Annotated in this window: 25 protein-coding genes; 5 read left to right on the forward strand and 20 right to left on the reverse strand. The window is 44.8% G+C overall.

The window, feature by feature from the left end:
* Positions 1-2 precede the first annotated feature (2 nt).
* Together BCU75_RS06435 and BCU75_RS06440 are read right to left on the reverse strand one after the other, a co-directional pair.
* A complete protein-coding gene (locus BCU75_RS06435) occupies positions 3-497 on the reverse strand; it encodes a DUF2780 domain-containing protein (protein WP_102473285.1) in 495 nt (164 codons plus the stop codon).
* Positions 498-631: 134 nt separating this feature from the next.
* On the reverse strand, positions 632-1,252 hold the full coding sequence (locus BCU75_RS06440; RefSeq protein WP_017107729.1) for an FKBP-type peptidyl-prolyl cis-trans isomerase: 621 nt from the start codon (positions 1,250-1,252) through the stop codon (positions 632-634).
* A gap of 213 nt (positions 1,253-1,465) precedes the next feature.
* On the opposite strand from BCU75_RS06440, the gene BCU75_RS06445 reads away from it, so the two are divergent.
* A complete protein-coding gene (locus BCU75_RS06445) occupies positions 1,466-2,050 on the forward strand; it encodes a LysM-like peptidoglycan-binding domain-containing protein (RefSeq protein ID WP_102473286.1) in 585 nt (194 codons plus the stop codon).
* A gap of 59 nt (positions 2,051-2,109) precedes the next feature.
* Here the strand turns inward: BCU75_RS06445 and BCU75_RS06450 are convergent, their stop codons facing one another.
* From BCU75_RS06450 to BCU75_RS06500, 11 genes are all read right to left on the reverse strand, one after another.
* On the reverse strand, positions 2,110-2,958 hold the full coding sequence (locus BCU75_RS06450) for a DMT family transporter (RefSeq protein ID WP_102473287.1): 849 nt from the start codon (positions 2,956-2,958) through the stop codon (positions 2,110-2,112).
* The gene (locus BCU75_RS06455; protein WP_102473288.1) at positions 2,958-3,410 is read right to left on the reverse strand and encodes a GNAT family N-acetyltransferase; all 453 of its coding nucleotides are present in this window, start codon (positions 3,408-3,410) and stop codon (positions 2,958-2,960) included. The genes BCU75_RS06450 and BCU75_RS06455 overlap by 1 nt, the downstream gene beginning before the upstream one ends.
* Before the next feature lie 57 nt (positions 3,411-3,467).
* A complete protein-coding gene (locus BCU75_RS06460) occupies positions 3,468-4,034 on the reverse strand; it encodes a Crp/Fnr family transcriptional regulator (RefSeq protein ID WP_004735262.1) in 567 nt (188 codons plus the stop codon).
* A 71-nt stretch (positions 4,035-4,105) separates the two neighbouring features.
* Positions 4,106-5,860 (reverse strand): lysophospholipid acyltransferase family protein, encoded by a 1,755-nt coding sequence (locus BCU75_RS06465; protein WP_102473289.1) that lies wholly within the window; start codon positions 5,858-5,860, stop codon positions 4,106-4,108.
* Between the two features lie 12 nt (positions 5,861-5,872).
* Positions 5,873-6,316, reverse strand: coding sequence for a hypothetical protein (locus BCU75_RS06470; protein ID WP_102464331.1), 444 nt, complete (start codon positions 6,314-6,316; stop codon positions 5,873-5,875).
* A 10-nt stretch (positions 6,317-6,326) separates the two neighbouring features.
* On the reverse strand, positions 6,327-6,764 hold the full coding sequence (locus BCU75_RS06475) for a YHS domain-containing (seleno)protein (protein ID WP_102473290.1): 438 nt from the start codon (positions 6,762-6,764) through the stop codon (positions 6,327-6,329).
* 12 nt (positions 6,765-6,776) lie between these two features.
* On the reverse strand, positions 6,777-7,526 hold the full coding sequence (locus BCU75_RS06480) for an NRDE family protein (protein ID WP_102473291.1): 750 nt from the start codon (positions 7,524-7,526) through the stop codon (positions 6,777-6,779).
* Between the two features lie 2 nt (positions 7,527-7,528).
* Positions 7,529-8,071: a hypothetical protein gene (locus tag BCU75_RS06485; protein ID WP_102473292.1), complete on the reverse strand. Its 543-nt coding sequence runs from the start codon at positions 8,069-8,071 to the stop codon at positions 7,529-7,531.
* Between the two features lie 19 nt (positions 8,072-8,090).
* Positions 8,091-9,224, reverse strand: a complete 1,134-nt coding sequence (locus tag BCU75_RS06490) for an ATP-grasp domain-containing protein (RefSeq protein ID WP_102473293.1) — start codon at positions 9,222-9,224, stop codon at positions 8,091-8,093.
* Positions 9,221-9,808, reverse strand: coding sequence for a DedA family protein (locus BCU75_RS06495; RefSeq protein ID WP_102473294.1), 588 nt, complete (start codon positions 9,806-9,808; stop codon positions 9,221-9,223). Before BCU75_RS06495 ends, BCU75_RS06490 begins: the two co-directional genes overlap by 4 nt.
* 283 nt (positions 9,809-10,091) lie before the next feature.
* Complete coding sequence (locus BCU75_RS06500) at positions 10,092-12,068, reverse strand: bifunctional 2',3'-cyclic-nucleotide 2'-phosphodiesterase/3'-nucleotidase (RefSeq protein WP_102473295.1); 1,977 nt, start codon at positions 12,066-12,068, stop codon at positions 10,092-10,094.
* Positions 12,069-12,481: 413 nt separating this feature from the next.
* On the opposite strand from BCU75_RS06500, the gene cysD reads away from it, so the two are divergent.
* The 4 genes from cysD to cysC all read left to right on the forward strand — a co-directional run bounded on the left by cysD (position 12,482) and on the right by cysC (position 17,310).
* On the forward strand, positions 12,482-13,426 hold the full coding sequence (cysD, locus tag BCU75_RS06505) for a sulfate adenylyltransferase subunit CysD (protein WP_277868901.1): 945 nt from the start codon (positions 12,482-12,484) through the stop codon (positions 13,424-13,426).
* An 18-nt stretch (positions 13,427-13,444) separates the two neighbouring features.
* On the forward strand, positions 13,445-14,875 hold the full coding sequence (gene cysN / locus BCU75_RS06510) for a sulfate adenylyltransferase subunit CysN (protein WP_017083766.1): 1,431 nt from the start codon (positions 13,445-13,447) through the stop codon (positions 14,873-14,875).
* 65 nt (positions 14,876-14,940) lie between these two features.
* A complete protein-coding gene (locus BCU75_RS06515; protein WP_017080873.1) occupies positions 14,941-16,665 on the forward strand; it encodes an SLC13 family permease in 1,725 nt (574 codons plus the stop codon).
* Between the two features lie 24 nt (positions 16,666-16,689).
* Positions 16,690-17,310, forward strand: a complete 621-nt coding sequence (cysC, locus tag BCU75_RS06520) for an adenylyl-sulfate kinase (protein ID WP_019825496.1) — start codon at positions 16,690-16,692, stop codon at positions 17,308-17,310.
* Positions 17,311-17,469: 159 nt separating this feature from the next.
* On the opposite strand, the gene BCU75_RS06525 is transcribed toward cysC, so the two are convergent.
* The 7 genes from BCU75_RS06525 to BCU75_RS06555 form a co-directional block, all read right to left on the reverse strand.
* Positions 17,470-18,378 carry a TIGR03899 family protein gene (locus tag BCU75_RS06525; protein ID WP_102473297.1) on the reverse strand — a complete coding sequence of 303 codons (909 nt, stop codon included), beginning with the start codon at positions 18,376-18,378 and terminating at the stop codon, positions 17,470-17,472.
* A gap of 431 nt (positions 18,379-18,809) precedes the next feature.
* On the reverse strand, positions 18,810-19,325 hold the full coding sequence (locus tag BCU75_RS06530; protein ID WP_076678343.1) for a DUF3299 domain-containing protein: 516 nt from the start codon (positions 19,323-19,325) through the stop codon (positions 18,810-18,812).
* A 14-nt stretch (positions 19,326-19,339) separates the two neighbouring features.
* Positions 19,340-20,599, reverse strand: a complete 1,260-nt coding sequence (locus BCU75_RS06535; RefSeq protein WP_102473298.1) for an ABC transporter permease — start codon at positions 20,597-20,599, stop codon at positions 19,340-19,342.
* Positions 20,596-21,312 carry an ABC transporter ATP-binding protein gene (locus BCU75_RS06540; RefSeq protein WP_076678345.1) on the reverse strand — a complete coding sequence of 239 codons (717 nt, stop codon included), beginning with the start codon at positions 21,310-21,312 and terminating at the stop codon, positions 20,596-20,598. Before BCU75_RS06540 ends, BCU75_RS06535 begins: the two co-directional genes overlap by 4 nt.
* 139 nt (positions 21,313-21,451) lie before the next feature.
* The gene (gene zrgA, locus BCU75_RS06545) at positions 21,452-22,189 is read right to left on the reverse strand and encodes a zinc uptake protein ZrgA (RefSeq protein WP_102473299.1); all 738 of its coding nucleotides are present in this window, start codon (positions 22,187-22,189) and stop codon (positions 21,452-21,454) included.
* 41 nt (positions 22,190-22,230) lie between these two features.
* Complete coding sequence (locus tag BCU75_RS06550; protein ID WP_102466658.1) at positions 22,231-22,521, reverse strand: DUF2607 family protein; 291 nt, start codon at positions 22,519-22,521, stop codon at positions 22,231-22,233.
* A gap of 90 nt (positions 22,522-22,611) precedes the next feature.
* Entirely contained in the window at positions 22,612-23,163 is a 552-nt protein-coding gene (locus BCU75_RS06555; RefSeq protein WP_076675886.1) for a YtfJ family protein, read from the reverse strand.
* Positions 23,164-23,368: the final 205 nt, after the last annotated feature.

A 23,368-nucleotide genomic window follows, 5' to 3' on the forward strand; every position in this document is an offset into this window, starting at 1 on the left:
ACCTACTGCCAAATGGCTGCAAGTGAATCCATCAATCCACTCGTTGCACCTTGTGATTGAAGTGCTTGAAGAATGATTGGTGCAAATGTCGTAACCATTGACGAATCCATACCTAACCCAGCAAATGCACTTTCAACGGCACCTTGCGAGCTTAATACTGACGATAGACCAGTAGACTCAAGCGTCGACATGCCAGGAATGAGTGATGCGAGTTCTTTGTTGTCTGCTGAGCCAAGTGAATTTTGTGCAAGCGCCAACATTGAACCGATACCGCCAATTGCTTGATCGCTGGTAACAGATGCTTGATCAGCAACGGTATCAGCAAGTGGTGTTGTTTCGTTTTGTTGAGACCACATATTCACTGCTGCCATCAGGGCAGTTTGCGATAGTTGGGAATAGTTGGTATCTGATGTTGAACCGGTTTGTTCAGAGTTGCTAGTGTTAGCGCAAGAGACTACAGCAAGGCTGCTGAGCATAGTAATGAGTATCTTCTTCATTATTCTTCCTTAAGTAATAAAGTAATCGACCTATTCACTATAAACGAAAAACGGCGATGTAGTCACATCGCCGTTGGATTATTTTAATTTTATTTGCCTATAGTTTTTTGTTTTACTAAAGGTTTTTATAAAAATTAAAGAATAGCTAGAAGTTCTACTTCAAATACTAGAGCAGCAAATGGTGGGATTGCAGCACCTGCGCCACGCTCACCGTATGCTAGATCTTGAGGGATGTATAGCTTCCACTTAGAGCCAACAGGCATCATCTGTAGAGCTTGTACCCAACCTTGAATCACGCCAGTTACTGGGAATTCAGCAGGTTGACCGCGAGATACAGAGCTGTCAAAAACAGTACCGTCAGTTAGTTCGCCGTGGTAGTGAACACGTACTTGCTTGTCTGCAGTAGGGATTTCGCCAGTACCTTCAGTTAGTACTTCGTACTGAAGACCAGACTCAAGAACAGTTACTTCTGAACGAAGAGCGTTGTCAGATAGGAAAGCTTCGCCGTCAGCTGCTGCAGCTTTAGCTAGTTCTTGACGTGCAGCTTCACCACGAGTGTGTAGCTCTTGTAGTGCGTTGTTGATTTCGTCAACTTCGATAGCTGGCATGTCACCAACTAGAGCTGTTGCGATACCAGCAGCGATTGCGTCAACGTTTAGGCCTTCAAGACCAGAACCAGCAAGTTGTTGGCCCATTTGCAGACCGATACCGTAGCTAGCTTTTTGCTCTACAGTTTCAAATTTTACTTCAGACATGAAAAGTCACTCTTTTTGTCAGTACGAAAAGGGTAAGAATACCAGTATTAGCAGCCTGAATAAACGGCTAGCCTCTGATCACTTACGCTTTACCGTGTCCAAATCACAGCTATGTCAATTTTCTCGCTTTGGTCTCTGTTGTAGCGGAAAGATCTATACTGTTGGTACTTTGGTTTTTATACTGTAGTTATTCAATGTATAGGACGCAGTGGCATGAATCGTCGTCAAAAGAAAAAACAGAAAGTAGACCACTTAGCAGAGTTTAAGGATCGACTGAATCAGGTCAAAGCTAAATTTAGCTCGATCGATACCAAGAAAATGAAAACCTCAACAGTGCAAACTTGGGGAGCATTGCCGAAATTACACCAGAGATTGTTGATGGTGATTTCGCCGATCGTATTGATCTTACTTTTTGTGCCGCTACCAGAACCTAAAGTAGACGCAACCCCAGCAACATCGCGCGTTGAGCTTGAGATAAACACCGTTGGTTTAAGCGAACAGCAAAATGCCAAGAGCAGTTCATCAGAACCGAGTAACAACAACTGGCAGGAGTATCTTGTAAAGCAAGGGGATACGTTAGCGCAGGTTTTTCGAAATAACGACTTACCGTTGTCTGACTTGAACGCGCTAGTGCGTATTGAAGGGGCAGACAAACCACTTAGTCAGATTCGTAAAGGCCAGCTGGTTCGATTCAAACTCGCCGAGACCGGGAAACTAGACATTCTTCAGCTAGAGAAAGGCAACACTTCGGTGATGTTTTTCCGATTGTCAGATGGTGGCTTTGGCCGTAGTAAGTAGCTCAATTCTGAGCCTGCGTTAAAGCGTTGCGCCAGATACAGATAGTCGATAGAAAAGAGCTAATGATTAGCTCTTTTTTTTGGTCGCTTGAAAGGGGCTAGCGGTAAGATGATGAGCATAATTCCGATAAAGGTTAATGTATCTGGAATCTCGTCGAACCATACCGCACCAATAATCGCGACAAAAACTAGCCCCGAATATTCTGCCAATGCTATTTGGCTTGAGTGTGCTTTCTGATAGGCCGCAACCGCAAGTCCGTTATAGCTTAAGATTAGCGTCGCACTTAATGCTATGTATCCCAAATGTTCCACCGACACCGGCTGCCAGTATAAGAAACACAGTACTAATGAGGCTGGAATAGAGAATAAGGTTGTCCACCACAGGGTAGTGACCACCGTTTGTTCACTAGGAAGCTTCCTTACTAATACATTAAATAGTGCGAGAGTAAGGGCTGTACCTAACGCAAACAATGCTGCCCAATGAAATTGCGATGGCCTCAAGACAATCAGTGCGCCAATGAAGCCGATAGTGGTTGCTATCACCTTACCCAGTGCGGGTTGCTCTTTGAGTAGAAACATCGATAAAGGCAGCATCAACAGGGGGGCGACGTAAAATACGGCGTTGGCGGTGGCCAAAGATAAATGAGTAATCGCGACAACCATGCATCCACTGCCGATTAGGATCAGTTGTCCGCGTATGATGGTCACTTTAGCTTGCTGTAAGCGTCGTTGTTCCTTTTTCTGCTGTAGCCACAAAGGGGTGATGATGAGCAGAGATATCAACTGTCGGAAAAAAATATACTGTAAGGGCGGTACTTCGCCATTCAATAGTTTTACCGCTACATCGGAAAGCGAGGCAAACAAGTTACCTGCAACCAACAATAGAATACCGACAGTGATATTCGTCATTACTTTTCTAATCTCATGTCTACATGCGGAATATCGTCTTCCAGATACATCTCAGAGATAGTTTCGAACCCGTGGCTCGCATAGAAGTTTTCTAGGTGTTGTTGCGCGCCAATATCAATGGTTTTGCTAGGCCAAAGAGCCTCACAGCGTGTTAATGCTTCTTTGATCAATTGATGACCCAAGCCCTCACCTCTTGCTGATTGTTTGGTCGCTACTCGGCCGATGCTGGTGTTGTCGTAAGAGGTGCCGGGTGGTAACAAGCGAGCACATGCCACTAATTCTTCGTCTGCATAGCCAAGCAGGTGCTCAACTCCTGCGAGTGTATCTTTACCGTCGAGCTCTGGATAAGGGCAAGTTTGTTCAACTACAAATACATCGATTCGTAATTTAAGTAATTCATAAAGCTGATGTGTTGAAAGTTCAGAGAAAGGAATTGAGTGCCAAGTGATCATGTTTACATCCAGAGGTTATCGATCCACTGAATGTACTATGTGCGATGATTATTGGCATTAACTATTGTTAATTCGACCTTTAATTCTGCTCAGACTGATCGCGGTGATACCTAGGTAAGCCGCAATTTGATTGTCGTTCAAACGCTGCTCAAGGTCGGGGTAATGTTCGCAGAACAGTTGGTAGCGCTGCTCTGGGGTATAAAGCAACATAAAGCGTTCTTTGTTTTCTTTGTGCATGAGCTGAGTTTCTAACAGCTTTAAATACAAAGGGTTATTTGATGCTCGCCACTCGATAACCGCGTTCATTGGCAGTTCTAACATTGTGATGGGTGTGAGCGTTTCTAGTAGGTAAGGAGAGGCTTGGTTCTTTATCAAACTCTCAAAGCCGATGATCCAGTCTTGTTCCCAGTAGAACTCTTTGCTGTATTGCTTGCCGTCATTAGTGAGATAACAAGCGTGGCACAAGCCTTCAAGTACAAAGTAGATCGAACTTGCCATCTCACCTTGATTGATCAGGATGTGTCGGGTTGGCAGCTCAAGTGGCTTCGCGACAGCTAATAGAGATTCGATCTGACTTTCAGAGAAGTCAAAGCTTTGTAGTTGTTCGATAAAAGAGGTGTGCATGAAAATAACCTAACCCAAATAAGTGTCGAAATCATCGCACTTATTTGAGTATAGGTACAGAGCAGGCTAAATCAGCGTCGACTGTGTTGCTCTAGATAATCTTGAGCGAGGTCTCTGCCCATGTATTTACCTAGGGTTTTCAATGGTACTTTATTAAGGTTAACCACAATCAAACCATCCAGAGCATCATTAAATGATGGATCTACGTTAAAGCATACTAACTTGCCGTTCATGCCTAGGTATTGGCGGAGTAGTACTGGCAGGCCTTTTCCTTGCTCCATACGTGCTAGCACTTTAGAGAGCAGAGGGACACTCGCCAATGACGATAGCAGGTGATTCTGCCAGAACACATTATTACTAGTATTGAGCGGTGACGAAGGAGAAACCAAGTTCGCCTTTTGTTCATCGTAATGGTGTATGGATAGGGTAGTTGCTATCAACAGACGCGCATTGTGGCTGTAATCATTACTGATACTGACAGGGCCGAATAGATGTGTGTATTGGGGGTGACGGTACACAAAGGCTGCGATTCCTTTCCATAATAGCAACAGTGAGTTAAGGCTCTTTTGATAAGGTTTACTCACTACGGAGCGCCCAAGTTCAATACTGTTATCTAGGGTATCGATGAACTCTTGATTGTAGTTAAACAGACTGCGGGAATAGAGCTTATCAAGCCCGTGTTCTGCTATTAACTTGTCGACCATACCAAGTCGGTATGCGCCCACTAATTCGGCCTTGGTTTTATTCCATACAAACAGTTGATGGTAGTAAAGGTCATACTCATCTAAATCACAGGCAAGCCCGCTGCCTTCACCGACCTCTCTAAAGCTTTCTTCTCTAACTCGACCAATTTCGCGCATTAAGTTAGGAATAGATTGGCTTGGCGTACAGTAGACCTCGAAGTCCCCTTGCTCAAGTAACTTCATCTCTTCAGGAAGAGAATCGACCTCTATTGCCAACACTTCTGGTGGAATAGGCGCAATCACTTGGGTGTCAAAAGAGGGCGCGTGGATTGGCGTATTCGGGCTCTCTTGTTGACTCATAAGGTAAGTATTGAGTCGTAAATAGTTCACTATATCCATCTCTTTTTCAAACGACTTGATTTCCGAATACGGAATCGATGAGCCAATAGAGATAGAGATAGTTGTCGCTCGTTTATTAAGAAGTTCACGCCCAAGTAGAGCCGTTCTCAGCAGTGGATGAACTCGTCCGGCTTGGTAGAAAAGCTCGCTGTTTTTACCATTGATGAAGATAGGAACCGTAGTTGCCTGATGACGCTTAACGAACTTGGCAACCGATTTGCTCCATTCTATATCTGTCAATGTTTTGGCCCCTTTACGATAGCTTGATACTTCGCCAGCAGGGAACACAATCAATAGTCCACCATCAGCCAAATGACGATTGGCATCTCTAATGGCTTTGGCATTGGTTCGTTTCGATTCTTTACTATTAAAGACATCGACTCCGATGAAAAGATCATCCAGTTCAGGCAGTCGCTTGAGCAACTCATTCGCCAACACCTTCACATCTTTTCTTACCGATCCTACGAGATCAGCTAGGATCACGCCTTCAATTGCGCCAAGCGGGTGGTTGGCAACAATCACCACCGGTCCTTCTTCAGGGATATTATCAGTGGCGCCTGCTGAAACGGAATAGTCGATATTCAATGCTGACAGGGTGTGATGCATGAATTCAAAGCTAGATAACTCATCAGGTCTATTTTGATAGAGTTTATCTAGCTTAGATAGCCCAGTTGCCCACTCGACAACAGACTCACCTAAACCAAAAGGCGTGTAACGTGGTAAACGAAAAGGACTATCAATCATAATATAGCTGCCTTATTGACTAAAGTTGTGTAGGAAACCGTCTTGATTCTTGAAATCTTTAACACTTAAAAATGCACCGCATAACCAGACTAGGCATGCCATGCCAAATAATAATCCGCCGTCATAACCGACAATTTCACCTGCCGCATTAAACTCAGGCATTTGGACACCTAATGGCGTAAACAAGTGGAAGAATATCGCACCACTCATAATCCCCATGCTCATGATGGCACCCAAGCCATGCCAACGAGTGAATAGCAAAATGGCAGCAATGAGTTCAGCGAATCCAATCAAGTAGCCGCCAAACGAGCCGAACCAATTTAAGCCCGACCATGTCGCCAAAGTGCCAAAGATATGCTCAGTTTCGTATGAGCCTGTGAACTTAAAAAACAGCGACTGAATGAATACGAAAGCGATAAATGCCGCAGGGATATGTTTAGCTGGAGTGAATGTCATGGTTATTCCCTTATTTGATCAGTTGCGGCCAAACAGTGTCGGCTTTCTGAATATGTTGTGCTCGGTCTTGTTCCCAACGCTGCTTAATCTCTTGGTCATAGTTGAGGTAAAGCTTGTTATCAACAATTGTCCATTGATTCGGGTCACCGGGTGCAAAGTCACTTTTTGCTGAAACAGCCCAAGCGCAATAGCCACCATATTGAGGTGCATATTTTTCAGGATTATTAACAAATAAAGTCAGATTCTTTTCAGAAGAGAAATACCAGTCCGCGCCTTTGTACTCTGTGCTGAATTTTTTATTGCCTTCAACGGGTTCACCTGAAGTGAAATAAGCCACAGTGTCGTAGCCATCGAGCGCCTTGCTGCTAAAGAATCCGGTGTAGATTTCGTCTGCAGCAAATACGTACGGGCTAACAAGTAGCATGACCATGGTTAATAGTTTTCTCATGATGGACTCCATCTATAGATTGATTGCGGGTGATAAATCGAAAGTAAAGCGCAGTTGATTTATCTGGCATGGCTTAATTGGTTCACAAGGCGAGCCGGGTGCATAAAACATCGAGGCTTGTCCATGTAGATTGTGTAAGTGCGTAAAGCTCACCGTGTGTGCGTCCTCACGATGCATACAGGTTGCTAAGTGAGGCTGTTCACTGTGATGGTGAGAATGGAACTTAAGTAAGTTCTGTTGATTCTTACCGGTTTCCATAAGCTGGTCATACTTAGCTTGTCGGTAGGCTTGCACTCGCTCTAAATCAACACCGGATGAGAACAGCGGAGAATCGGTTTCGACTATTTGTTGTTGAATACCATTCCACATGTAGGCGATAACCAAACCATGGTGTTGAGTTAAGTTCGGCGCGAAAGCCAGCAAGGTAAATGGGGCAAAAGAGTGCAGCTCGAGCTTATGAAAAGCTTCAGAGAGCTGGCTGATGTTACGACTCGATGATAGATTCTTGAGTAACAAACCACGGCTGACTAAAAGGCCATCGGGTACGATGCCTTGATAGTTGTTGAGGAGGCATAGCGAAAGCCCGAACTCATTAATGCTTATCCAGCTACCACCGCCAGTTGGGTCGAGTGGCATGATGATATCGACACCGTTGACTCGATATTGTTTAGGTGGCATTGCCAGTGCTCGTGTCTTTTGTTCATCACGATTAAAAAAGACCTGATAACCGTTTTCTTCAAGCAGCCAAGATACTGAACACATGATTATTGCTCCCTCAGATAACTGCTGGTGGTTGGGGCATAACCAAAGGTATTGCAGGTTTCGATGTCTAAGAAAGTGGTGATCACCTTGATCATCGCGTAATGATGATTGGCATGCAGGGCAGCAAAAGTGACTTCTCGTTCTAACGTAGAAGGCAGGCTGGCGAATACCTGGGTGTCCATTGAGACCTCAGTTTCGATCATGATAGGTGCTTCCAGATCCCGACGGTCTAATCGTTCAAGCCAGTTGATCACATAATGGATCTCTTTTACTGCGATTGAGCGGTCGTATTCGACAGGGTGACCACGACGACGAGTGTTGTAATCAACAGTCGTATTCTCTTTTAAAATCAAGGCGTGAAAAAGATCGAGCGTATGACGAGTATGTTCACCAATAGAGCTTGTAACGTGCGGCTTTGCTCGTGTTAGATAATCGCTGTCAGATATCGCTAACAAAAACTCTAGACCTTGATTCAATATCTCTACCGCTCCTGTGATACTTGGAGAGAAAGAAGTGAGGGCGCTTGGTTGGGCTATGGGGTTCATTCATGGTCCTCGTGCAAAGTTAGTCGGTGGTTGGATATTGTTGAACAAGACGTCGCTCTTCTTGCCACGCAGCGAATAAGCTCTTGAAAGAGGGAGTCTTATGGCCTCGTTGTTTTTGTTGAGCGCCAATATCAAAAAGAATGCGGTATTGCAGAAGTAGCGTAGAAAATATCTCTCGCAGCGGTGTGTTGCGATCCCAGATATGTCCAGCCTCACTGCTCGCGCCATTGACTTCAAGAATAGTGAAGTCCTCGCCGTTCATTAGGCTGTGCATATCCTTAAACTTGACGTCGAGTCGGCCAAAATGAAAACCATCGAAGTCATCGAATATCTCATCTAAACGTTCAGTTAAAGCCTGAGTAATGTATTGATTGCCATCTCGGAAGATACAACCACGGCTATGGCTACCTGCGAACGCGAGTTGGAACTCTTCACCTTCTGCGAGCACTTGCTCTAATTTATCTTGATGCCTTGGCAGATACAGGTGGCTGAGCTGCCCAGCACGCGGGCTATTTTCAATTAACTGCTTGAGTGTCGATTTGCCATCCCCCATCACCATTGGCGCATATTTGAGTGTGATCGAGATGATCTCGCCTTGCTTTTTATTTGGGTAGCGAACATAGAAAACACCCGCTTCGGCTTGATAAGGCGCCTTTTCTTGCAATAGAAAGCGAGCATTATTTGGGAAAGATTCAACATACTGCTCAAGTTGCTTTTGTGTGTTGATCAGCTTAACGCCAACACCCCGACAACCAAGATCCGGTTTAGCCACAATCGGGAAATCGAGATCCGACTGTATGAGTGCGCTGTGCGCATCTTCGGCTTGTTTCTTACTGCTAAGATCCGTTTTGGTTAAGGTGATAAACGGAGAGATCCAACGCTGACTCGATGATCCGGCAAGGCTCAGTATCTCGTGTTTTGATTCGCCTACCATGCCGCTTAACTTGATGCTCGGGTTGGCGATGAGCGGCAGCGCCCAATCAAAGTGCCGTAACCCTTGCATCAGGCTTTGAATCACCACTGGTGTGTAGAAGAACCAAGTTGGAAGAAACTCATAAGGAGAGACACTGCGCACGGTATCTTTTTCAAGCAAGGGCATGCCTGCATTGATTTGATGTGCTGGAATGATGCGAATATCTTGCGGTGAACTCATGATAATCCTCTAGAGTAGGTTCTATTCATTAATCGATTACCGATAAACAGCAAAGCGATGGCACACGGGATAACGATCCATTGATATTCAGAGGCTTGCAGCCACGCTGATGTCCCTAAATAGTAGATGGCAGAGAAGACAATGCCAGTCCAGATCGCGGTGGCACTGATGACAGCAAACAAGAAAGTAGACAGTGGGATGGCGAAAAAGCCACTCAAGGTAAACCCGACGGTGCGAAGCCCTGGAATAAAGCGGATAACAAAAAGGCTGCTGAATGCGTTCTGACGTAATTTGGTACGAAGCGAACGAAAGTACTTATTAGTGAGGGCTTTGTAACGAACGCCTCGGAAATAACGTCCTGATTTACCTAGGTAATAGAGACCGAGATCACCTGTGGCAATACCGATGAAAATAGCAAGCAGCGCATATTGAGGGAGTATTAAGCCTTGTGTGGCTAAACCTGCCGCCGTAACAATCGCCAAGTCTTCAAGCAGGTAAGAAAGCGCGATGATGCCAAGCATCAGCCATAACAGCGATTCCTCTCCTGAATGTAACCATGCTTGAATACTCTCGACGGTGCTCATCAAATGTCCTTATCTATCCTATAGATGAATGGCTTATTGGCCATTCATTGAGTGTAGTAAATTAAATAGACAGGAGGAGCAGAGAAAAACTTACAGGTGATGGCTGATTTTTGTGTGGGTTGAATTTAGTTGATGGTTTGATGTGGACGGTTGAGGTGCCGAATATGCGGGAATTTACGATGAGAAAAGTAGAGCGGTGGATTCGATTTCTAAATAAAAAAGAAAAAGGCTGAGTCGTTAAACTCAGCCTTTCTGGACGTTAACTATGGATTACTTGAGCAATCTATTTAGTTAGGTCAATCTGGTAAACAGCAAAACCAACATCGTCAGTCGCAACACGTTTCATCGGGTATTGACCCTTCTCTTTGATGAACTCTGCTGCTTTGTCGCTTGGAGATGTTTCAAAGCGGATATCTAGCTTGTTATCCGTTTTGATTGGTGCAAATGACCAATTGTTATCCGCGCTTGGGCTCACTTGACCTTGCTCTTTGCTTACGCGAGAGATGTAGTTTGCAAGAACAGTACGGTTCTCATCTGGTGCATCAAATGCGATGAAGTCTTCACCTGTGCCTGGGAATTTAGCGCTGTATGCACGGTAGTTGTTGGTTGCGATCAGGAAGTCTTGCTTCATGTCGATTGGCTTACCTTGGTAAGTTAGACCAACAATACGCTGTGAATCAGGGTTAACCACTTTACAGTTCGCATCGTATTTCGCAGGTTGAGTTACGTCGATTTGGTAATCAACACCATCGATAACATCGAAGTTGTAAGTACGGAAGTTATCCCACTCGATCAACTGTTGTGGTGCTGTTGAGTTAACATCCACTTGGTTAAACTGACCAGCAGAACACTCAAGCCACTCTTTTACTTCGTGACCTGTTACTTTCATCGCAACGAGCGTGTTCGGGTAAAGGTATAAGTCAGCTGCGTTACGGAAGGTTAGTTGACCCGATTCAACCTCAGTGAAGTTAGCAGGGTCATTCTTACGGCCGCCCGCTTTAAATGGTGCAGCAGCAGAAAGTACTGGCGTACCATCTAGGTCAGGGTCACCTTGGATGAACTGCTCAACGTAATCTTTCTGTGCAAGGTTAACTATTTGAACGGTTGGATCGTCTTGTACTAGAGACAGGAAGCTGTACATCACGTCGTCTGCTTTACCAATCGGTTGGTTAACAAACTCACGAGTACCTGCATGGTCTTTTTCTAGTGCCGTTACGATGCTTTCATCAGCTGCGGCAAGAGATTTTTTCTCGATCTTGTCGTAGATAGGGCGAGCTTCTGATTGGCCTTTAACGACTTCCCACTTACCGTCTTTTTGTGCAAGTGTTAGATCCATAACACCAACGTGGCTACCCCAACGACCTGGCATTACTGCCGCAACGCCGTTCATTGTGCCAGTTTCGTTGTCGATGCCTTGAATGTCATCAAAACCTTTACCTGGGAACACTGCGTGAGAGTGGCCGAATGCGATCGCATCGATGCCGTCTACTTCAGATAGGTAAAAAGTAGAGTTCTCTTCGCCATTTTTGTACGGGTCAGTTGATACGCCTGAGTGAGGGATAGCAACGATAACTTCAGCGCCTTCCGCTTTCATTTGAGGCACTAACTCGTTAGCTGTCTCAATGATGTCACGGGCGATCACTTTGCCTTCAAGATTCTTCTTATCCCACGTCATGATTTGTGGTGGAACAAAACCGATGTAGCCGACTTTTACTTCATGCTTTACGCCAGCAGTATCTTCGAACGTGTGTGTCTTGATGATGTAAGGCGTGAAGTAGTGTTCTTTGGTTTCTGCGTCGTAAACGTTAGCACTGATGTATGGGAAATCAGCGTCGTTGATAGACTCTTCTAGGAACTCAAGGCCGTAGTTGAATTCGTGGTTACCTAGGTTTGCAGCGTCGTAGCTTAGTTGATTCATTGCTTTATACGCAGGGTGAACTTCGCCCGCTTCGATGCCTTTGTCTGCCATGTAGTCACCCATTGGGCTACCTTGCAGCAAGTCACCGTTATCAACTAATACGCTGTTGGTTACTTCGCTTTGAGCTTCTTTTACTAGAGTTGCAGTACGTGCTAAGCCAATTTTTTTCGATGGCTTGTCTTTGTAGTAGTCGTAATCCATTAGGTTGGTATGGATATCCGTCGTTTCTACGACACGTAATTTAATCACTTCATCGGTATCTGGTGTTGTTGTGCAGCCTGCTAAAGTCAAACCAAGACCCGCAAGTACAGCCAATGACAAAGGTTTCATTGCAACTTTCATTTTGTAGCTCCAAAGTGGATAGTAGAAAATTCGTTGCGTAATGTAACAAAACCCAATGAAACAATGATTACAACGAATGTTAATTCGTGACTTAGATCGATTACTTTATGGTGTTCTGCAAGGCGCCTCCCAAAGCTGCTCAATCAATGCTCAATTGATATCGATAATATTAGTCCATTCATTTCACCTTCTTATCGATAAATTTAATCCCTTATCAGCTTTTCGAATAAAAAATGAAATTTTAGAATTTCCAGTAATATGAGAGGCTCGTCATAATGCCTATATCAAGGACGTATCAGGCAGATGAATAGCAAGGATAGCTCAAACGAAGCTTCTGTTTTCTTCTAGTGCCAATACTCCCATTCACTCAAGTGGATGAGTTAAATCCCTTGCTTGGCAAGACCAAGTAATGAATTGCTCGTAACGCGAGCCTTAAAGGAAGCACTGAAATGGACCAAGAACGTTTAACCCACCTAAAACAGCTCGAAGCGGAAAGTATTCATATTATCCGTGAAGTAGCGGCTGAGTTTGACAACCCAGTGATGATGTACTCCATCGGAAAAGATTCTTCTGTGATGCTTCATTTAGCTCGCAAAGCGTTTTATCCAGGCAAGATTCCATTCCCACTATTGCATGTAGATACGGATTGGAAATTCCGCGAGATGATTGAGTTTCGTGACCGTACGGCTAAAAAGTACGGCTTCGACCTTTTAGTACATAAGAACCCAGAAGGTATTGAGATGGGTTGTAGCCCATTTGTACATGGTTCTTCGAAGCACACTGACATCATGAAAACACAGGGCCTTAAGCAGGCGTTAAACAAGTATGGGTTCGATGCGGCTTTTGGTGGTGCTCGTCGCGATGAAGAAAAATCTCGTGCGAAAGAACGTGTTTATTCTTTCCGCGATAAGAACCATACGTGGGATCCAAAAAACCAGCGCCCAGAGCTTTGGCACACCTATAACGGTCAGGTTAATAAGGGCGAAAGCATTCGTGTATTCCCGCTATCTAACTGGACTGAGCTCGATATCTGGCAATACATCTACCTAGAGAGCATCGATATTGTTCCACTTTACCTTTCAGACAAACGCCCTGTGGTTGAGCGTGATGGCATGCTGATCATGGTTGATGATGACCGTATGGAGCTGCAAGAAGGTGAAGTGATTGAAGAGAAAAGCGTTCGTTTTCGTACTTTAGGCTGTTACCCATTAACCGGAGCGGTTGAATCTAAGGCGAATACGCTAACAGGCATTATTGAAGAGATGCTGGTGGCGACGTCTAGTGAGCGTCAAGGTCGAGCGATTGACCATGATCAGTCGGGCTCTATGGAGCTGAAAAAGCGCCAAGGTTATTTCTAAGAATCTAAGGAAAGAAAAATGAATAGTGCAGTAGAAGCCGAATTGGCTGAACTAGGGATTGAAGGTTATCTAAGTCAGCATCAGCATAAATCTATGCTTAGATTTTTAACTTGTGGCTCGGTAGATGACGGTAAAAGCACCTTAATCGGTCGCTTGCTCCATGATACAAAACAGATTTATGAAGATCAGCTAGCAGCGGTTCACTCTGATAGCCAACGAGTGGGTACCACGGGTGAGAAGCCCGATTTAGCACTGCTTGTTGATGGCCTGCAGGCTGAGCGTGAGCAAGGGATCACGATTGATGTGGCTTACCGCTACTTCTCGACTCAAAAACGTAAATTCATTATTGCTGATACTCCTGGGCATGAGCAGTACACGCGTAACATGGCAACCGGCGCTTCAACGTGTGATCTGGCTGTGATCTTGATTGATGCTCGTAAGGGCGTGCTGGATCAAACACGTCGTCACTCGTTTATTTCTAACCTACTTGGTTTGAAGCATTTCATCGTTGCAGTCAACAAAATGGATCTCGTCGAGTACTCGCAAGATCGTTTTGAGGAGATTCGCGATCAGTACCTAGAGTTTGCTGAAAACCTAGAGGGCGAAACTAACATTCAGATTTTGCCAGTTTCGGCACTTGAAGGCATTAACGTTGCTGCGCCAAGTAAAGAGCTTGCATGGTTCGAAGGTCCGTCTCTATTAGAAGTGTTAGAGAACGTCGACATTGACCAAAAACGTTCTGCGGGCGAATTCCGTTTCCCTGTGCAGTACGTCAATCGTCCTAACTTAGATTTCCGTGGCTTTGCCGGCACAGTGGCTTCTGGTCGTGTCAGCGTGGGTGATGAAATCAAGGCGTTGCCTTCAGGTAAAACCTCTAAGGTGGCAAGCATTGTGACCTTTGATGGTGAACTTGAATCAGCGCAAGCGGGTTTGGCAGTAACGCTGACTCTAGAAGATGAAATCGATATCAGCCGTGGTGATTTGATTGTGTTGGAAAACGCGCAAATTGAATCCACTAACCACGTATTGGCAGACATCGTGTGGATGACAGAGCAACCACTGCAACCGGGTAAAGCTTACGACATCAAAATCGCAGGCAAGAAAACCGTCGGTCAGGTTGAAACGGTTCGTCACCAATATGACATCAACAACTTGTCGACTTACGCAGTTGATGAGTTACCACTGAATGGTATTGGCTTGTGTGAATGGTCATTGAACGAGACTGTCGCGTTGGATAAATACCGTGAGAGTGCTGATACCGGTGGTTTCATCGTTATCGACCGCCTGACAAACGTGACGGTGGGTGCTGGTTTGATTCGAGACCGTTTGGACTCTGTTGAACAGCAAGTCGGTAACTTCTCTGCATTTGAACTTGAGTTCAACGCATTGGTACGCAAGCACTTCCCTCATTGGGATGCCAAAGATCTAAGCCAATTACTTAAGTCATAAACGATTAAGTAACAGCTTATTGAATCAGGCGGAAACCCATCGTTTCCGCCATAAAGGACGGGTATATGTGGCAACAAGGATTTGTATTAGCGATTTTGCTCGGCATCATTACTTGCCTGCTCGTTACCCGTATTAAGCCAAGCTTTATCTTTGCTGGCGCGGCGTTTATTGCTTTTATGGCTGGCATGATCGATTTGTCGAGCCTAGCCAATAACTTCACTAACTCCTCACTACTGACTTTAATTCTTCTGATCCTCGCTTCAAGTGCGTTGGAGAAAACTCGCTTAATCAGCTGGGTTAGCCGTAATATCTCTGAAGGTAGGCTCGGTACGGTGGTTGCGAAGTTGGGTATTTCCACAGCGTTACTTTCATCTTTTACCAACAATACCGCGGTGGTTGTTTCTTTGATCGGTGCGATCAAACGTAATCAACAACATGCGCCATCTAAACTGCTTATCCCTTTGTCATACGCTGCCATCTTAGGTGGAACCCTGACATTGATCGGCACCTCAACCAACTTGATCATTAATAGTTTTGTTGAAGATGCAGGACTGCCGAGCTTAAACTTTTTCACACCAACGTTGATCGGTTTAGCGGTTTTGGTGGGCGGAGTGTTGATCCTTATTCCGCTGAGTTACTTCCTACCAAGCTACGATGACGGATCTCAGGACGATCTACCTTACTTTCTCGAGGCGCGAGTTGAGCCGGGTTCTCCTTTAGTTGGCCGCAGCGTTAGCGAGAATAACCTCAGAGCATTGAGAAAACTGTTCTTGGCGGAAGTGATTCGAGACGGTAAAACAACCGCGTCTATAGACCCTGACTTCATACTTCAAGCTCGTGATCGACTGCTGTTTTGTGGTGATGTCGAGAGTGTTGCAACACTGCAAGAAATCCAAGGACTAACCCTGTTTGGTCAGCATCACCTGAACGGCCAGAGCTTTGTTGAGGTCGTAGTCAGTTCATCGGCAAGCTTCTGTAATAAAACCCTCAAAACTAGCCAGTTTAGAGATCGCTTCGATGCGGTTGTGGTTGCTATTCGTCGTGGTCATGAGCGCCTTGAAGGTGGCCTTGGAAACATCACACTAACCGCTGGCGATACCTTGATTTTGGTTCCAGGAAAACGTTTTGAAGAACAACGTCAACAACACAATAAAGAGTTTGTGTTGATGAACGACCTAGACTCAAGCGCCAAGCTTGATGCCGATAAGTCGACGTTTGTGTTGCTCGGTTTTGCCAGTGTGATTGGGTTATCGCTCGCTGATGTAGTCCCTATTATTAAAGGGCTGGCGGGATTTTTATTATTGCTGGTGGCATTTGGTGTAGTGCAACTTGGTGAGCTTCGCCGCCGCTTCCCCGTCGATATTGTCGTGATCGTTGGTTCGGCACTCTCTATTGCTCAACTGATGATTTCATCTGGGTTGTCTGAGCGAATGGGGTTGATGTTTATGGAGGCCTTTAATGGCTGGGGCGTATTTGGAGCGCTAGTCGCGACCTATTTCATGACGCTGGTCCTGACTGAGTTGGTGACCAACAATGCGGCAGCGGCACTCTCATTCCCCATTGGCTACAGTATGGCCGTGGGCTATGGCGTCGATCCAATGCCGTTTATTATGGCGGTTCTGTTTGGTGCCAGTGCCAGTTTTATTTCGCCATACGGCTACCAAACCAACTTACTTGTTTATAGCGTAGGTAATTACCACCTTACGGATTATCTGCGCATCGGCATCCCAATCTCGATTGTTTATTCGGGTTTGGTGCTGACCCTAATTCCTTATTTTTTCCCATTTTAATGCTGTTTATTTAAAGGACTAATTATGACCGCAGTACTCAAACCAAAAGATGAGAATGTTGTGTGGCATCAACACTCGATTGATAAAACATTCCGCTCTGATCTGAAATCACAAAAGCCAGCCGTGCTCTGGTTCACTGGATTATCTGGTTCTGGGAAGTCTACAGTCGCTGGAGCATTAGAAAATCGCTTAGCACAGCTTGGTTACCATACTTACTTATTGGATGGCGACAATGTACGTCACGGATTATGTAGCGATCTTGGTTTCTCTGAGCAAGACCGTAGAGAGAACATCCGTCGTATCGGTGAACTCGCTAAGTTAATGGCAGATGCAGGCTTAATTGTGTTGTCTGCTTTTATTTCCCCACATCAAGCAGAAAGACAGTTAGTGCGAGACTTATTACCCGAAGGCGAGTTTTTAGAAGTGTTTGTGAACACACCACTCGAGGTTTGTGAGCAGCGTGACCCTAAAGGTTTGTATAAGAAAGCGCGTGCTGGAGAGATCCCGAACTTCACTGGTATTAGTTCAGCTTACGAAGCGCCTCAGAATCCTGAGATTAATTTACCCGCAGGTGAGAAGACACTCGATGAATTGGTCGAACTGTGTATTGATGCGTTGGAGAAGCGAAACATTTTAGCCAATTGAGATCGTTGGTATGACTAAAGCTGCTTACTTACTGCTTACTCACGACTAATAAGTACTGCAGCCTTGGTTTACCGAGACAAGAAACCTACCTCTAGATTCTCTTTATTCATCTCAATACACTTCACTTTTACACCGTCTGTTTTTTGCACCTTCGAGTGTCTAGACGGTGTAATTTACGCTGCTTTTCACTTCTGTCTGAACCGTGAACTTCTGGCTCAATAGCGCTATCAGTTGGTCGTAATATTGCGTGTTTGGCTTGTTACCAAGCAAGGTGCACAGCTCATTGCCTGTTGGGCTGAATCGGTAGTAAACCAGCTTGACCCCTTTTGAGATAGGTGCCAGTGACATGCTCTTACCTTGATAGATTAGGTGCAAGGCTGGGTCGAAATCAATCTCACCAGACTCTAACTCAGTCCCCAAAATAATACCCAGTTCAATCAGGTGTAATAGGCTTGAGTAGGGCAGATTGTGTCCACCAAGGTTGATGGTGTTGGTGATGTCCCTTTTGCCAAAGCTGAAGATTCCAGCATGGGATTTAAAGCCGAGTAACAGTTTTCTGCTGTTATCACTACCAAAGCTACAACCCAGTGACGCGGCTCTTTGCAGGGTGAGCGCTTCTTTTGGTGTCATGTCTTTTAAGATCTGCAGCGCCTTCATCGACGTCGAGCCTGGGTTGGTGACTTCTCGTTTCAGTACTTGAGCCCATAGCCTCTGCATCGATGTATTGTGGATCTCTTGTGCCATATCGAAGAAACGGTATAGCCAGTCCTGATCAGGGTCTCCAGCCGCTTCATCCTTACATGAAGAGTGTGCTAACTTTAGAATCTGTTCTAGGTTCTTTTGGCGAAGCTCTCTACGTTTTTTCTCTCGTAATAGTGCCCGTTCGATAAGCGTGCTCTCAGCTTTATCGTTGGGTTTTGCACTATGACTGATTAAGGAATCGAGGCCGAAGCTTTGTGCGATGTGAAGCATTCTGCTTGCGCTGTCGGCAATATGAGGCTTTTTCTCATGCTTGTGTTGTGTATCGCTAGCATGCTCAATGATCACTGGCTGTTTGGTTTCTGACATAAGAGTACCGTTAGGAGACGACTCAATACCAATCGTAGTAAATAATTGCTCACCCTAGCTTGTTAAAACGCTATTTCTGAACACTTACTTATTGTGATTGGTATAACTGTCTAAAATGTAACTCTTTATTTTATTTGTGGCTAGATTTTGCGTGCAGAGTTGAAGGTTTCAACAAAATTTTACTTTTGCTAATGATAATAAAATGTTAAATTTGTTGTAATTCTCAAGGAGGAGTTATGAATCAAGTCAATGATAACAAGCTGAAGAAACAGCTTAGTATAGGGTTATTACTCGCTACTTATGTTGCTGTTCTAGCGTACTTGTCTAATTACATCGCGTAATTCAGAATAAAACAATCGTTATTAAACTGTTATTGAATGATCTCACTCGCTCAGTGACGGCAGCTCATCCTTGAGCCACCCTTCTAATGACTACATGTCGTCATATTCTTCAATCGCAGTACCTTCAATAAGATAACCGGTTTGAGCCAGGTCATGGCTTATTGACTCAGTTTTCAGCGTACCGACTAAATAGATCACATCCCACAACTGCTGTATTGGTGCACCTTTAGGGAACTTCACGTAGATAATTTGGTTCGGTGGCGGTGGTGGCACGTGGATACATGCGCCAAAGTACGGTACCAGCAGAAACTCAGTGATCATGTTCTCATCACCTTCCAATGGAATCACAAAGCCAGGAATCTTGACTGTGCTGCCATTCAACTCTGGGCGAACAGCGCCAAGTGTTGATTGTTGAGGTTTGTCCATACTGTCGTGGTTAACCATCGGCATGCCAAATGAGTCGAGTTGTGCTCGCTCTGACTCTGGAATCAAGTCAATCCAATCGAGTGTTAATACCGATTCGTCAGTCTGAGTGGTTTCAGCGTGAGCTGTGCTGATAAATGGGAATAAAAGTAGCCCAAATATCAGCAGGAATTTGCGTTGCATCGTAGGTTCCTATTTTAGATTCGAATAGTCATGCCATCAGACAATGACTGACGGTAAGCCCTGAAAGCGGGAATAAAGCCGATAATGATTCCGGCAACCTGAACCAACATAAGCAGTTTCCACTCATGAGGTGTGATTGCGGATATCGATATGTTGATACCATAGCTTTGTTGCACAATAGGAGCAACCACTGCAATCAAAGCAAACAACACGGCAACACCTAATGTAATGCCAAGGAAGGTCAGTGCACTGGCTTCACTGATCAGCAAACCAAACACATGACGAGGTCTTGCACCCATCGCGCGCAGAATGGCCATCTCTCGACGCCTTTCTTGTAAGCTAGTGAGTAGGCTACTGAGCATGCCCAATAATCCCGCGACCACAACAAACCCTGAAACAATCAGTAGTGCTTGTTCTGACACTGCCATCATTCCCCACAATTCGTGAAGCGCAATGCCCGGCATAATTGCACTCAAAGGTTCTTGGCGGTAGGTGTTGATTTCTCGTTGCAGTGCAAAGGTTTGGATCTTCGATTTAAGGCCAACCATCATCGCGGTAATCTGTTTAGGTTGGAAATCACGTTGCTTTAGTGCTTCAGCATTCGGCGTGTGTCCTAGATTGGCTCCAGATTCCCAGCCAACGTGAATCGCTTCAATAGCCTCTAATGAAACATGCACGGTTTTATCCACCGGCGTTCCGGTTGGCGCGAGTATTCCGACAATCGTAAAGGGCAGGTTATCGTGACGACTGAAGGCCACATCACTGATTCCGTGTGCAAGAATGATGTGGTCACCGATTTTGTAATCTAACTTCTTCGCGACATCGGCACCAATTACCACATCAAATAACTGATTAAACTCTTTACCTTGCTGAAAAGTAAGTGGTTGCTTACTTCCATAGCGGTAATTTTCAAAGTAGCTATGGTTAGTCCCCATTACACGGAAGCCTTTGTGTGAATCACCCAATGAGATTGGGATCGCCCACTTTACAGCGTTGTGCTGGCTAAATTCTTCGTAGCTTTTCCAGTCGATGTTGTTGGTCGCATTACCGATTCGAAATACCGAATAAAGCAGCAGGTTTACCTGACCAGAGCGGCCACCGACGATAAGGTCAGTACCTGAAATCGTATTGGCAAAGCTGCTTTTTGCTTCGGTTCTTACACGTTCTACACCGAGTAATAGAATGACTGACACCGCCACGGTGAGAATAGTGAGAATGGCCGTGGCTTTGCGGTTGAGTACGCTTTTTAAGGCTAAGTGAGTAATTACTTTCATACGACGACCTTAGCTTGGTTAACGGTTTTTAAATCTATGGTTCGAGTGAACAGTTTTTCTAATGTTGGATCGTGACTGACAAAGATCAGGGTAGAACCAGCCTGATTCGCTTGTTCTAACAACAGTTCGATAAAGGCTTCTCGATTGTCATGATCCAAGGCTGAGGTCGGTTCGTCGGCAATAATGATCTTTGGTTGGCCAATTAGAGCACGAGCTGCCGCGACACGTTGTTGTTGGCCAATACTCAACTCCGTAACGGGTTTATCCATTAGAGCTTGAGGCAGTTTTAGTCGTAGCAATAGATCTTGTGCGGTGGCTTGCAGGCTGTTTTGACTTTCAGTGACTTGTTGTTTGCGAATTGTTGAGAACTGACAAGGAAGCGTCACGTTGTCGATCACTGACAGGTAAGGAAGCAGGTTAAATTGTTGGAATATGTAACCAATATGATCGGCTCTGAATTTGTCTCTTTGACGAGGAGTTAGCTGAGTGAGGTCTTGGCCTAAGATAGAGACTTCACCTTGATCTGCTTGGTTAATTCCGGTCAGCAGCCCTAATAATGTCGATTTTCCGCAACCACTGGGACCTTTAATGAAAAGGTGCTCCTGGGTTTGGATGTGCAGTGAAGGGATCTCTAGAGTTGGGGATAGCTCAGGCTTCCAACGAAAGCTGATATTTTCGAGTTTGACGACAAGTGATGAACTGTCAGAAGACATATTAGCTCCAATAATTAAAGCGGTGTATCTACTGGACAGTTATTAGAATAATAAATTCCCAGAGCACACCGATTTGTGCAACCAAGTAAGTGAATACTTACTTGGCTGCTTATCTACGTTTAATTCAATCTAATACTGATTAGAATCGAAAACTAATACGATCTGCGTTGAGCTCTTCTTGAATTTGAGCGCTGTCAGTTAGCAGGTTCACAGTCATTGATTTTGTGTTGCTGAACTTAGAGAACCATTGAGTGCTTACCGTATCTAGCTTCGCAATGTCTGAACATTGGTAATGATACTCAACCGTGAATTCACCGTGGCCACCTTCTGAATGGTCATGGCCTTCGTGGTCATCATGATCGTGTTCAGCGTGGTCATGGCCTTCGTGGTCATCATGATCGTGCTCAGCATGGTCATCGCCTTTGTGGTCGTCATGATCGTGTTCAGCATGGTCATGGCCTTTGTGGTCATCATGATCGTGCTCAGCATGGTCATGGCCTTCGTGGTCATCATGTTCGCCTTCAGCGTGGTCATGGCCTTCATGGTCATCATGATCGTCTTCTAGGGTGTTAGTCACTGACTTGAACTTCAGCGTACAGCTTGCATTGTTGAAACCAAATAGCTCTTCTGGCTTGTTCAGTTGCGCGATAGCTTGCTCAAACACTTTCTTTTGCTCGGCAGTTTCTGGAGCATGTTCAAAGCCAACCACATCAGCGCCGGGAGCTGTTACTTCAACAAGCAGTTCTTGTCCATCTTGAGCGATGTTCACTTCAACTTTACCGTGCACGTGTGCTTCGTGAGAGCGGAATTCTTCGTTAGCTAGAACATTCGTTGAGACAGTCATGCCGATAACAACGGCTAAAATAGTAGGTTTCATGTTTTTTTCCTGAATAAAGGTTAATTAAAAAGTAGTGGTAATTAAGCGATATTTACAGGAGGTGAACGTGCTAAATAAGCGAAATACAGGCGCTGCAACGAAATTACTGACTCTGTGATCGCGGCAGTAAATTCTGAATGGAACTCTGGAACCTGTGGAAGTGAGTGCGCAGTAATGAACTGATTTATCGAAAACAGCTCACAGTGATGCGAAGTGTGGTGATCGGGGTCAATATCCACCATATGTGTTGCAGCTAACACGCTTAACATGAGCATCAGCCCAAGCAAAAAGCCTGTTTTGCGTTTCACATTGTTAGGTGTGTTTTGCCACATGAGGATGATTAACCACAGAATTAAAAAAGGATACTGTTATAATATAACAATATCCTTAGGTCAGGTCTCGAAAAAGAAGTGATTATCTGATTAAAGGCTCGCTTTAATTAATTCAATAACTTGCGTGACTTCTGATTCGTTGAGAGCGCCTTCTTTAACAAACAATATTTTACCTTGTTTGTCTTGAACGATAATCGCTGAGCTTTCTTCTGCTAAAGCCCACGATGACGCGACGGCCCCGTCTTCATCTAGCACCATCGAAGACCATGGAAATTCTTCTTTACTGCTTTCGGCAGACGATTTCACAAAAGAACCTGTACCCCAGATAGCATCATCTTGGTTGATGATGGTGGTGGTTTGGTAGCTGTCTTCTGAGAACTTAGATGCTGTAATGGCTGCCATCAGTGGTGCGTTGAGCTCTTTAGAGCTGCTACGGCCAGCGATAGCTTGAACGACACGAACTTTACCTAGGAGATTGTTGGTTGCCCAAGCTTGATATCCGGTTTTTCCGTCGTTTAGTACGATTTCACCATAGTTGCTAACATCGACAGTAGGCAGAGTTTCACCTACAGATAGGTTGTGAGCATTGGCGAAGAGTGGAGAGGCTGCGGCTAAAAAAGCCAGTAGAGTTTTGTTTTTCATTATATTTTTGTTCCGCTTATTGGTTTGCACTGGAAGTATAATATGAAATTTGAAAAATGCCTCTTTAACTTTTTTATCGTACGACGTAGAAATAAGTTGCAGGCTTGTTACCAAAAGGTATAATGCATCAATATCGAGATGAACAATAGATTACCTTGCTGTTTGCTAAAGGATTTAGCAATTATATGTGCTTTGAACAAGGCGA

This window comes from Vibrio splendidus (assembly GCF_002873455.1).
GTDB classification, from domain to species: domain Bacteria; phylum Pseudomonadota; class Gammaproteobacteria; order Enterobacterales; family Vibrionaceae; genus Vibrio; species Vibrio splendidus_J.